Consider the following 10786-nt stretch of genomic DNA (forward strand, 5'->3'; position numbering starts at 1 on the left):
GCTTCCTGGAGCGGTGGACCGGCGCCGAGGGCTCGGGGCACCCGCTGCATCCGTGGAGGGAAAACCGTCTGGCCCGACCAGGCGCTGCCGGATGTGTCCGCCTGATCGCGGGGAACACCGACCGGACCCGATCATCCGCGAAGGGCCGGGCCGGGATGCGGAGGGCGACTTCTCGAATCACTCGAATCGCTCGAATATGTCCAGATGCTCGAATTTACGACGCTGCCCAGCCAGCCCAGCAGAAAGGCGGCGGGCGTCGACACGAGGACGACCGTCTGGAGAGGGAACCAGTCCAGGTGCCAGTCCGGGAAGAGCGCCAGGGGGTTGCCGGAGAAGACGGGGCCGGAGATCTGCAGTCCGACGGCGCCGCCCAGGCCCCCGTACAGCGTCCACAGCAGTCCGGTTCGGCTGTAGCCGCTCCAGAAGAGGGAGTACACCAGTGCCGGAAGCAGGCAGGAGGCCGCCACCGCCAGGGAAAGAGCAGACAGGAACAGAACGTTCCATCCCTGGACCCAGACCGCCAGCCCGATGCTGACCACACCGACGGCGGCGGACGCCCAGCGTGCGGCGGCCACCTCCCGGCCCTCGGCCGTGCGCCCACGGCGCAGCACATGTGTGTACAGGTCGTGGGCGATCGCCCCCGCGGCCGCCAGGGTGATGCTCGCTACGACGGCCAGCGTGGTGAGGAACACCGCGGAGGAAACCAGCACGACGAGAACTGCGCCGTTCGTGTGGGTGGACGAGCCACCCGCCAGTTCGGCGGTGAGCATCAGCAGGGTGCTGTTGCCTCCCGGATCCGCGGCCATGATCGCCGGTGCGCCGACCGACGCGGCGGCCGCGAAGCCCATCAGAGCCGTGGTGAGGCACAGAGCGCCGACGATGCCGATGGTGTGGCGCACCGTACGGCGCGCGGCGGCTGCGTCGGGAGCTGTGCTGAGTTGCATGGCAACGTGTGGCAGGCACGCCACTCCCAGCACGATGGTGATCATCAGGCCGATGAAGTCGAGCGTGGCTTCGGGGTCGCTGCTGCCGGCGAACCGGAGGCCGGGGCGCAGGTAGCCGGCGGGCCGGCCGCTGCCCTGTCCGGCGGCGTCGATCAGGGAGTCGGTGCTCCAGTGAAAACGATGGAGCAGCACAGCTGTCACCGTCAGGGCGGCGCCGAGCAGCACCACCGCTTTGATCATCTGAATGACGATCGTGCCGCGCATGCCGCCGAACACCGTGGTGCAGACGACGAGTGCGCCGATCATGACGATGGCTGTCTTCTCGGCGCCCGGCCCGGTCATTCCCAGCAGCGCCGTGGTGGTCACGCCCGCGCCCGAGAGCTGTACGACGAGATAGGGGACGCACACGCTCAAGGTGACGACAGCGACCGCGATCCTTACCGCGGGCCCTGGAGCCCGCAGGGCGAACGTGTCGCCCAGGGTGTAACCGGCGTGCTCGCGCAGGGGGCGCGCCAGCAGGAGGAGCACGCCGAGCGACAGCACGGTGCACAGGGCGATGAACAGACCGTCGTAGCCGAAGACCGCGACACTTCCCGTGGTGCCGAGCACCGTCGCCGCGGACAGGTAGACGCCGGACAGGACAAGGGCACCGCGCAGGGGCTTCAGCCTGCGGCCCGCTGTGTAGAAGTCGTTGACCCGGTCCCTCTCGGGGCCGCTGAGAACGCAGATGAACAGGATGGGGACGATGAGCGTCAGAAAGCCCACCAGGACGAAGGCCCGCGTGTCACTGTCCAGGGCGCCGGGCGCGGCCAGCAGGATCCGCGGACTCATCTGCTCTCCTCCCCGTCCTCCTGAAAAGCCGGGCGTCCGTCCGCGCGGCGGTCGTACCGCGCCGCCGTCCACACCAGCAGGGACGCCTGCAGGAGAAGTGCCAGCACCCCGATGTTGGTCCGTCCCCAGATGCGAGTGGCCATGAAGTCGTCGGCGGAGCAGGCGAGAAGCAGGTGTACGGCGAAGGTCGATGCGTTGACCACGGCGAAGAACGCACCTGGACGATGCGGCCGTGGGCGATGATGAAGCCGAGGGGCGTGCGGGTGGGCCATAGCGGTCTCCTGGCGGGCAGGGATGCAGGCGGATCGCCTGATGCGAGGCTCACCAGAGCACCGACGCCCCCGGCCCGTCCATGTGCTGTGCCCGCACCGTTGTCCACTCCCAACCCCTGGCATTCGTCATTGTGCTGATGCCCATTCAGCAATGCCGTGTCGTCACGCGGACGACGGGTCAGTGCCTTCGTCGGTGGTGCCGAATGCGGCCGCCGGCCCGAGCAGACGGTGGGCGTCGAGTGCGAGGGTGAGTTGCACCAGATCGCGGGGGCGGGTCGGCGCGAGGCCGGTGATCTGCTCGAAGCGGCGCAGACGATTGAGCACGGTGTTGCGATGGCACAGCATGTGCCGGGCGGCCCGGACGGCGGAGCCTCCGTTCTCGATCCAGACGCCGATGGTGTCGAACAGCGTGTCGCGGTCAGCGGGTTCCAGGTCGTACAGGGGCCGGAGCACGCCGCGGACCAGTTCGGCGGAAAGGTCGGGCCGCGACATCAGGAGCCCGTCGGGAAGGCGGGAGTCGAGCCGGGCGATCTCACCGTCGGCCCGGCAGGTGCGCAGGGCAAGTTCGGCCATGTTGCGCCCGCGAGCCAGGCTTTCCAGACCCTGGACCACGGGGCTGATCCCGATACGGAACCCGGGACCGCTCTCGAGGCCGGCGGCGAGCGCGTCCAGGGGGCGGTCGCCCAGGTGGGCGACGAGTGCGTCGCGGTGTCCCCAGGTGTGCCGCAGGATCCGGATGCCGCGAATCTCCGGAACGGTCCGAGGCAAGCGGCCGTACGGAGGCGTTGCCCCCACCACGGCTACCGCGAAACGTCCGTCGAGCGGCAGATCGAGGATCCCCGCCGCCTTGTGGGTGAACTCGGGTTCGTTGCGGGTCTCCAGCAGGGCGGCGAGGATCAGACGGACGCGTTCGGCGTGCCGGCTGGCGACGCCTTCGGCGACCTGTCGGTAGGCGTCGGCGACCAGGACGGCGTCGCGGTCGTTGCTCTTCCACACCAGCTCGGCGACGTGTACCAGCTGGCGCGTGTCGCCGAGCTCGTCCCGCTCCACCACGTTGATGATGCCGCTCCAGACCTCGGAGCCGGCGACGCGGAAGGCGTGCAGCACCTCGTCGAGGGGGCGCCCCTGTTCCGCTCGCCTCATGCCCAGCTCTCTGGTGTACCGCTCGACGTCCACGATTCTGCTCGGGTCCACGCCGGCTTCCAATGCGTGGTGGATGCCGGTGCCCACGGTTGTCCGTACGTCGGGTGGCGCGAGCACCGGGTCGGCGTAGTACGGCACGTCGGCGCGGATCCTTTCCACGACGGTGTCCGTGAAGTCCGTGCCGTGCCCCAGAAGGCGCCGGCATCCGTGGTCGAAAAGCTGGAGAGCAGTGGGGTCCGCGATGCAGGCGGGTCCGTTGGGCAGCGGAGCGCCGAGGGCTACGTCATGGCCGCGAGGGCGAACGCTGCTGGGGACGGATCTGTTGTGCATGGACCCTCCAGGTGAAGTTCCTGCACCGGGTGGTCGGTCGCGCTTGTGGAAGTCGGCGGCATGCCTTCCCGGAGGACCACCACGCTAAGCAGTCGCTTACGCAAGGACGAGGTCTCAGCCGAACCGTGATGTTTCCGGCCAGTAGAAATCGCGGATTGTGTGCCCTCACAAGCAGGGCGCCTCCCGGCTGGGACCCGACAGCGGCTCGCCGGATTCCTATGGACGCCGCGCCGGGGCCGTGCGGACATCGAGCAGGCCCGCAGGGACTGGTTGGAGGGCTCCCGCTTCGGCGAGGTGCACGGCTACGACGGCGACCAACTGGCCGCCCCCGATCTCCCGCGCGATCTCGACCCACAGGACACCGCTCAGCGGGTGCGCCACCGGCGTCGGAGGCGGCCGCCGGCAACGGCGCCCACGGCGACCAGCGCCGCTGCCGCAGCAGTGACCGCAAGGGGAACGCCACCCGAGCCGGCTGTGCTCGGCGACGGCTTCGCGGCGGCTTCCGGTTGGGACGAGGCGGGTGCCTTCGGCGGCTGCGGCGCCGTGGGCCGGCCGGCGGAGACGCCCGGGGCCGACGGTCCGCCCTCGGCGTCCGCCGAGCTGCGGCTGGCCTCGGTGTTCTCGTCGACCTGTGCCTCGTCACCGGCAGTGGAACCGGCATCGGTGACGACGATGTCGGAGCAGGAGTAGTACGTGTCGGGGGTGTCGGTGTTCCGCCAGATCGTATAGATCAGATGGCGACCGGTTCGCCCCCCGGGCAGAGTGCCCTTGATGCGGTAGGCGCCGTCCTGGAGTACCGGGTCGGTGGCCGTCACGAACGGCTCATTCGCCAGATCGTCCCAGGACAGCGGCGTGTTCGGGTCGTAGCCGTCCTTGGTGAGATACACGCTGAAAGTGCCTCGGTGCGGGATGGTTGACGCGTAGGTGAGAGTGAACGGCTCGCCTGCTTCGAGCGTGCTGGCCGGCCAGTCGGCGCGCGCGACATCCAGGCCCTTGTACGGGTCGATGCCGGCACTGCACAGCTCCCCGTCGGGGATCTTCGTACGGTCACGCCCCTCTACATCTGCCACACGGATGTTGTCCCATTTCTCGAACGCCGCACTCCCACCCGCCTCGGCGGCTGCGGCGCAGGCGGCCGAGCCTGCATGTCCACCCTGTTGACTGCACGCGACAGCCCGGCTGATCGGATCGGTCGGGGCGCCATGTGCCTCGGCCGGGCCGGCAGCGACCCCGACGAGGAACAACGGGGCGCTACCGACGAGTGAAACCATGGCCATGGTGCTGCGATGAGTGGACATTCCTGACAGACCTTCCTGGGCCGAAACGGCAGTCGCTCGCCTTGCCCACTAATACGGCGCAAAGCCAGGGCAGTGCTCAGCCCGGACCCAGTCGGCGTCGTCGAGCAAGCGCCCGCCATCAGCTGGGCGACCTGCAGCACGGCACGGTGACGATGCCGGCGCCGCCGAGGACCACGATCCCGTGCGGGTCCGTTTCAGGGCGCCAGGAACCCGGTGAGTGCTGCAGCGACCGTCTCGGGATCCTCCAGCTGCGGGTAGTGCCCGAGGGCCGGCGGCCCGGCGAGCTCCATGACGTGGGCCTCCGGCATGCGCGCCCGGATCCGGGCGAGTACGTGTGCCCCGCTGATGGGGTCGGCCGGCCCCCACACGAACAGCGTGGGCCCGGGGAAGCCCTCCAGGGCCGAGGTCCAGCGCGCGGCGTGTCGGCGGCGCTCGTCGATGTAGCGCAGCAGTCGCGGGGCGAGGCGGTGGCCGTTGGCGCGGGACGCGGCCGCCCACAGGTCGCGCACGTCCTCGTCGTGGACCGGCCGTCCCAGCACGGCGCGCAGGGTCGCGGCGAACCGCCGCTCCGTGGTCAGAGGCGCCAGGAGCGGACCCAGCGGGCCGTGCAGCAGGCGCTGGATCGGCACGGGGCGGTGAAGATCGGGATAGAGGCCGCCGTTGAGCCAGGCCATGCGCGTGATCCGGGCCGGGTCGCGGGCCAGCAACTCCTGGCCGACGCTCACCCCGTAGTCGTGCGCGACCAGAGCGGTGCTGCCGATCCCGTACCGGCGCCAGACCTCCTCGACCAGCGAGGCCTGGTCGAGCACCGAGTAGCGGTGGCGTCGGGGCTTGTCGCTCTCGCCGAAGCCGAGCAGGTCCAGCGTGGTGACTCGGAGCCCGGCTGTGGTGAGCGCCGGGACGACAGCGGCCCAGTCGTGGGAGGAGGTCGGGAAGCCGTGGACGAGGGTGACGGGCGCGCCGCGCGCGGGCCCGTCCTGGCGTACGAAGACCGAGTGACCGCCGATCCGCAGGGCGCTGCCCCCCTCGGTCCAGTGGCGCAGCGGAGGCAGGACGCGTCCGCCGGTCATGCAGGGGCCTCCTCGGCGTGCAGGTGCCCCAGTCCGTGCAGCAGCGTTCGCAGGCCGAACTCGAACTCGGCCTCGGAGTCGGGAGAGTTGAGCAGTTCGGCGTGTCGGTGGACCACCGGGTGGGTGCGGGGGGAAAGGGAGGCGAACAGTTCGGCCATCGCGGCACGCTGTCCGGCGGTGCGGGCCGCGCCGCCGGAGTCGAGCACTGCGGCACCGATCACGAAGTGCGTGACCGTGAGGTAGACGTGGACGGCGGACCGCGGGGCCCACCCGTGGGCGAGGAGCTGTCCGAGGGCGTGCTCACGGGCCCGCAGGGCGTTGGGGCCCAGCAACTGACCGGTGGTCAGCAGGGGGACGACCGCCGGGTGTGCCGAGAGGACCCGGCGGAACTCCTGGGCCCCCCGCTCCAGGCCGGCCCGCCAGTCCCCGTCGAGCGAGGGCAGCCGGATCTCGCCCAGCATGTGGTCGACGGTCTCGATCAGCAGTTCCTCCCGGCTCGCGATGTGCCGGTAGAGGGAGGTGTGACGGACCTGGAGGTGGTCGCCGAGCCGGCGCATCGTGAGCGCCTCCAGGCCCTCACGGTCGGCCAGTTCGAGCGCGCCCGCGGTGATCCGATCGAGCGTCAGCCCACCCTGGCGGGGTCTGCGCCGGTCGCGTTCGGCATACCGGGCCTGCCACCAGGCGGGGGATCCGGGCTCCGAGAGGCCCGGACAGGGGGCGGCCTGCTGCGCGCGGGCGGGTCCGGCTCCGGCTCCGGGTCCGGGTCCGGTTTCGGCTTCGGGTTGGAGTGTCATGGACAATGCCTACTCGAAGAAGTCGGGTTCCGTGCGGACGATCTCGTCCCAGAGGGGTTGGAAGGAGAACCAGCCCGCGAGCGGGAATCCGGTCTGGTCCCGGGTGTACCGGGCGGCCTCGGGGTCGATCAGGTGCGGAGTGCCCGCAGCCTCCGCCAGCAGCTGCGCCTGGGCACTGCGCTCCATGGAGATGAACCACCAAGCCGCCTCGTCGACCGATTCGCCGACGGTGAAGATGCCGTGGTTCTGGTGGATGACGGCCTTGTGCGGCCCCAGCCCCGCGGCGAGCTGCCGGCCGGCCTCCTCCTCGACCACCACGGCACCGGCGCCGTCCCGGTGGACGGTGTGCTGCTCGTACAGGGCGCACGCGTCCTGGGTGATCGGGTCCAGCAGTCGGCCCAGGCTGGAGAAGGCCTTCCCGTGGACGGCGTGGGCGTGACAGGCCGCGACCACGTCGGGGCGTGCGGCATGGATGGCGGAATGGATCACGAATCCGGCCCGGTTGACCGGGCGCCTGCCGTGGCGGACCTGTCCCTCGTGGTCGACGAGGATCAGGTCGGAGACCCGGATGTGCCGGAAGGACATGCCGAACGGGTTGACCCAGAACATGTCCGGGTGCTCCGGGTCCCGCACGGTGATGTGTCCCGCGACCCCTTCGGAGAAGCCGAGGCGGCCGAAGATGCGGCAGGCGCCGGCGAGTCGCTGCTTTCGATGCTCGCGCTCCCGTGCGGGGTCGGTGAACACGGGCGGCAGGGGCAGTTCGAGGTTCTCCTGCCGGGGGAGGAACGCACTGCCGCGCAGCCCGTCCGCGGCGCCGTTCCCCGGAGCGGTCCCCGCCGCCGGGCCCGTCCTGTGGTGCTCCGGAGTACTCGTCGCCTGGTCCACGCCCCGCCTCGCTTCCACTATGCGTCCGTTGGACGCACATAATGCGTCCATTGGACGCATGAAGCAAGACCCCCGGCCGCTCGGAGGCGGTCGCGCTTCCCGGGAACGCCGTGCGGGAGGGCCGGGACCGGAGCGGTCCGCGCTCCCGGCCCGCCGCCTGCGCGCCGGCCGGGGCCCGGGTGTGGGCTCGGCCGAACGGGGGTTTCGCCGTGCGGACCGGTGCCGGTGCCGCCGTTGCGGGTATGGCGGCGCGCATGAGCGGAATTGAACTCAGCAGCGGCGCGTTCGACGACCATACGGTGATCCCCCGTCGCTACAGCGGGGAGGGGGAGAACATCTCACCGCCCCTGACGTGGTCGGGGGTGCCCCACGAGGCCACGGAGCTGGTGCTCCTGTGCGAGGACCCGGACGCGCCGGGGGCGTCCTTCCTCCACTGGCTGGTGACCGGCATCGATCCGGGGACCACCGGGGCGGCTGAGGGTCAGAAGCCCCAGGGGGGCTTGCCGTGGCCCAACGGCTTCGGGCGCGTTGGCTGGGGAGGGCCGATGCCTCCACCCGGGCACGGGCCGCACCGCTACTTCTTCCGCCTGTACGCCCTGTCCGAGCCGCTGCCGCTGCACAACCACCCGGGCGCCGACGACGTGCACCGTGCGCTGAAGGGCAGGGAGCTGGCCTCCGGCACCCTGGTCGGGACCTATCAGCGCTGAGCGCGTCACCGTTGGTCGCAGCCGTGGGTGCCGCCGTGCAGCCGGACGAACCGGGCCGGGCAGGATACCGTCCTGCGGTGTACCGGGCCGCGGGTCCGCGGCGGCCCGCGCACACGATCGTCGCCGAGGCGCGGGGCGGTTCCCGGCGTACGCCGAGGACGTCGAAGCCCTCTGCCGGTAGCCGAACCGGCCGGATCGGGTGCGGGGCCGGCCGGCGTCACGCCCTTCGGACGGACGGCGTCATGCCCCGGACCCGCCGGCGACGTCATGGATCGCGATCGCCTGTACGGGGCAGGCGCGGGCGGCTTCGCGGATCAGCGTTCCACCGACGTCCTCGCGGCCCGGTACGACCGTTCCGAAGCCGTCGTCGTCCTGGGTGAAGACGTCCGGTGACGTCAGGGCGCATTGCCCGGCGCCGATGCAGACGTCTCCGTCGATGGAGACACGCATGCGCATCACTCCTTTCACCATGTGACGGGGAGTTCGAGCAATCCCTGGATCGTGTCGCCCGGCTTGAACGGGATCTCCTCGGCAGGGGTGGCGAGCCGCAGCCCCGGCAGTCGGCGCAGCAGCGTTCCGAGCGCGATCTCCAGCTCCGCGCGGGCGAGGTTCTGCCCGAGGCACTGGTGGATGCCGAAGCCGAACGCGACGTGGTGGCGTGCCGAGCGGGCCCAGTCGAGCGTGTCGGGGTCGCTGTAGGCGGTGAGGTCCCTGTTGATGACGGAGGTCGAGAACACCACGCCCTCGCCTGCGCGGATGACCGTTCCGGCGACGTCGATGTCCTCGCGCGCGACCCTCAGCAGTCCGTCCGCGATCGACAGGAACCGGAGCAACTCCTCGACGGCGGTGGGCACGAGCCCGGTGTCCGCCCTCAACTCGGCCAGTCGCTCGGGGTGGCGCAGCAGCGTGTAGGTGCCCAGGGAGATCATGTTCGCCGTGGTCTCGTGCCCTGCGACCAGCAGGATCGTGGCGAGCTGCACCAGCTCCTCCCGGTCGGGGCCGCCGTCCTGGAACCCTCGCGCCACCAGGTCGTCGAGCACGCCCTCCCCGGGCTTCTCGCGCTTGCGGTCGATCAGGTCGCCCAGGTAGCCCTCCAGTTGGGTCAGTGCGTCCTCGGTGTCCGCTCCCGTCGGTCCGCGCAGCAGCCGCCGCGACTGCTTCTCGAAGAAGTCGTGGTCCGCGTACGGCACGCCCAGCAGATCGCAGATGACGATCGACGGCACCGGCAGTGCGAACGCGCTCACCAGCTCGGCCGGCGGTCCCTGGGCCTCCATCGCGTCCAGCAGCTGGTCCACGGTTTCCTGGATGCGGGGCCGTAGTTGCTCGGCGCGCTTGAGGGTGAAGCTCGGGATCAGCAGCCGGCGCTGGGCGTTGTGCTCGGGGTCGTCCCAGCCGAGCAGTGCCGCGCGGCGGCGCCTGCGCAGGGTCGCGGACCGCTCGGTCGGCAGTGGGAAGTCGTCCCGGGTGCTGTCGGTGGAAAGACGCTGATCCGCGAGGAGTGTCCGGGCGGTCGCGTGCCCGGTGACGAACCACACCTGCCGCCCGTCCCAAAGGGTCACCCGCGACAAGGGGCGCTCCTCGTGGAGCCGGGGGTAGTCGGTGGGCGGGTGGTAGGGGCAGGTGCGGTCCTGGGGGAACGCCACGGCTTTCGTCATGGGGACCTCGCAAGGTGCGTATCGGTGGCTCTGACGTTGGTGCCGTCACCACTACATGCCTCAGGCACCTATCTGGTCTACGCGTAGTTCGGCCAATCCACCGGAGCGGGCTCGTCCATCCGGTGGGCCGGCCGGCGGAAGTGCCGGTTCGCCTCCCGGTGCCTGGTCATTGTCCGATGGATCATCAGGCCAGGCTGTGGGAGCGGGAGAGAGGGCGGGCGATCACGCCGCGCACCGGGCACGTGCCCCCCATCAGGTGGCCCGAATGCCTTTGGTCGTCCGGACAAACCCCGCACAGAGCAAGATCACTGTATCGAGTACTACCAACGGCCGTATGGGGCGAGTTGGGCGTAGCGGCCGTTACTGTTTCCAGGGATCTGGACGAATTCCCCGATATTAACCCTCTACTTCCTCTTTCGCCGGTCGGCGCGCGTACGCCGATCACCTCCCTTGGGAAGGAGAGCCCGCCCGATGACCGTTGAGACCGGCCCGGAAGCGCAGGTGGAGCCGCCCCGGCAGTCCAGCCTCAGCACCGCGGCTGCCCGCAACCTCGCCACCACGACCAAGTCCGCCCCGCAGATGCAGGAGATCACCTCTCGCTGGCTGCTGCGGATGCTCCCCTGGGTGGAGACGAGTGGCGGCACCTACCGGGTGAACCGCCGGCTGAGATACACCGTGGGCGACGGGCGCATCGAGTTCGTCCAGGACGGTGCCGACGTCCGGGTGATCCCCCGAGAGCTCGGCGAACTGGCCCTGCTGCGCGGCTTCGAAGACGTGGAGGTGCTGACCGCGATCGCCGGCCGGTGCGTCCAGCGGGACTTTCGTGCCGGCGAGGTGCTGGTCGAACGCGGTACCCC

At 70.6% G+C, this 10786-nt stretch carries 10 protein-coding genes and 2 pseudogenes; 3 read left to right on the plus strand and 9 right to left on the minus strand.

What is annotated here, in order from left to right:
• Positions 1–131: 131 nt before the first annotated feature.
• From ACWGI8_RS30325 to ACWGI8_RS30335, 3 genes are all read right to left on the minus strand, one after another.
• The gene (locus tag ACWGI8_RS30325) at positions 132–1775 is read right to left on the minus strand and encodes a sodium/solute symporter (RefSeq protein ID WP_453665727.1); all 1644 of its coding nucleotides are present in this window, start codon (positions 1773–1775) and stop codon (positions 132–134) included.
• Positions 1772–1978 (minus strand): hypothetical protein, encoded by a 207-nt coding sequence (locus ACWGI8_RS30330; RefSeq protein ID WP_453665728.1) that lies wholly within the window; start codon positions 1976–1978, stop codon positions 1772–1774. Before ACWGI8_RS30330 ends, ACWGI8_RS30325 begins: the two co-directional genes overlap by 4 nt.
• A 231-nt stretch (positions 1979–2209) precedes the next feature.
• Positions 2210–3520, minus strand: coding sequence for a PucR family transcriptional regulator (locus ACWGI8_RS30335; RefSeq protein ID WP_453665729.1), 1311 nt, complete (start codon positions 3518–3520; stop codon positions 2210–2212).
• Positions 3521–3751: 231 nt separating this feature from the next.
• Between ACWGI8_RS30335 and ACWGI8_RS30340 the strand changes: the two are divergent.
• Positions 3752–3889: pseudogene (locus tag ACWGI8_RS30340) on the plus strand (pirin family protein); the annotation flags it as partial.
• On the opposite strand, the gene ACWGI8_RS30345 reads toward ACWGI8_RS30340, so the two are convergent.
• The 4 genes from ACWGI8_RS30345 to ACWGI8_RS30360 form a co-directional block, all read right to left on the minus strand.
• Positions 3886–4818, minus strand: a complete 933-nt coding sequence (locus ACWGI8_RS30345; RefSeq protein ID WP_453665731.1) for a lytic polysaccharide monooxygenase auxiliary activity family 9 protein — start codon at positions 4816–4818, stop codon at positions 3886–3888. The pseudogene ACWGI8_RS30340 and the gene ACWGI8_RS30345 overlap by 4 nt on opposite strands.
• A gap of 194 nt (positions 4819–5012) precedes the next feature.
• Positions 5013–5888, minus strand: a complete 876-nt coding sequence (locus tag ACWGI8_RS30350) for an alpha/beta fold hydrolase (protein WP_453665733.1) — start codon at positions 5886–5888, stop codon at positions 5013–5015.
• Positions 5885–6682 carry a TetR/AcrR family transcriptional regulator gene (locus tag ACWGI8_RS30355; RefSeq protein ID WP_453665735.1) on the minus strand — a complete coding sequence of 266 codons (798 nt, stop codon included), beginning with the start codon at positions 6680–6682 and terminating at the stop codon, positions 5885–5887. The genes ACWGI8_RS30350 and ACWGI8_RS30355 overlap by 4 nt, the downstream gene beginning before the upstream one ends.
• A 9-nt stretch (positions 6683–6691) precedes the next feature.
• Complete coding sequence (locus tag ACWGI8_RS30360; protein WP_453665742.1) at positions 6692–7483, minus strand: class II aldolase/adducin family protein; 792 nt, start codon at positions 7481–7483, stop codon at positions 6692–6694.
• A gap of 338 nt (positions 7484–7821) precedes the next feature.
• Between ACWGI8_RS30360 and ACWGI8_RS30365 the strand changes: the two genes are divergently transcribed.
• A complete protein-coding gene (locus ACWGI8_RS30365; RefSeq protein ID WP_453665736.1) occupies positions 7822–8274 on the plus strand; it encodes a YbhB/YbcL family Raf kinase inhibitor-like protein in 453 nt (150 codons plus the stop codon).
• A 240-nt stretch (positions 8275–8514) separates the two neighbouring features.
• On the opposite strand, the gene ACWGI8_RS30370 is transcribed toward ACWGI8_RS30365, so the two are convergent.
• Both ACWGI8_RS30370 and ACWGI8_RS30375 read right to left on the minus strand, forming a co-directional pair.
• Positions 8515–8724, minus strand: a complete 210-nt coding sequence (locus tag ACWGI8_RS30370) for a ferredoxin (protein WP_453665738.1) — start codon at positions 8722–8724, stop codon at positions 8515–8517.
• 14 nt (positions 8725–8738) lie between these two features.
• Positions 8739–9929, minus strand: coding sequence for a cytochrome P450 (locus ACWGI8_RS30375; RefSeq protein WP_453665740.1), 1191 nt, complete (start codon positions 9927–9929; stop codon positions 8739–8741).
• A gap of 471 nt (positions 9930–10400) precedes the next feature.
• On the opposite strand from ACWGI8_RS30375, the pseudogene ACWGI8_RS30380 reads away from it, so the two are divergent.
• A pseudogene (locus tag ACWGI8_RS30380) lies at positions 10401–10786 on the plus strand (Crp/Fnr family transcriptional regulator); the annotation flags it as partial.

Source organism: Streptomyces sp. NPDC054841 (assembly GCF_053611045.1).

Bases quoted from the DNA above. Each gene is read 5' to 3' on its own strand.
- ACWGI8_RS30325 (WP_453665727.1), bottom strand. From the start codon at position 1,775: ATGAGTCCGCGGATCCTGCTGGCCGCGCCCGGCGCCCTGGACAGTGAC.
- ACWGI8_RS30335 (WP_453665729.1), bottom strand. From the start codon at position 3,520: ATGCACAACAGATCCGTCCCCAGCAGCGTTCGCCCTCGCGGCCATGAC.
- ACWGI8_RS30345 (WP_453665731.1), bottom strand. From the start codon at position 4,818: ATGTCCACTCATCGCAGCACCATGGCCATGGTTTCACTCGTCGGTAGC.
- ACWGI8_RS30350 (WP_453665733.1), bottom strand. From the start codon at position 5,888: ATGACCGGCGGACGCGTCCTGCCTCCGCTGCGCCACTGGACCGAGGGG.
- ACWGI8_RS30355 (WP_453665735.1), bottom strand. From the start codon at position 6,682: ATGACACTCCAACCCGAAGCCGAAACCGGACCCGGACCCGGAGCCGGA.
- ACWGI8_RS30365 (WP_453665736.1), top strand. From the start codon at position 7,822: ATGAGCGGAATTGAACTCAGCAGCGGCGCGTTCGACGACCATACGGTG.
- ACWGI8_RS30370 (WP_453665738.1), bottom strand. From the start codon at position 8,724: ATGCGTGTCTCCATCGACGGAGACGTCTGCATCGGCGCCGGGCAATGC.
- ACWGI8_RS30375 (WP_453665740.1), bottom strand. From the start codon at position 9,929: ATGACGAAAGCCGTGGCGTTCCCCCAGGACCGCACCTGCCCCTACCAC.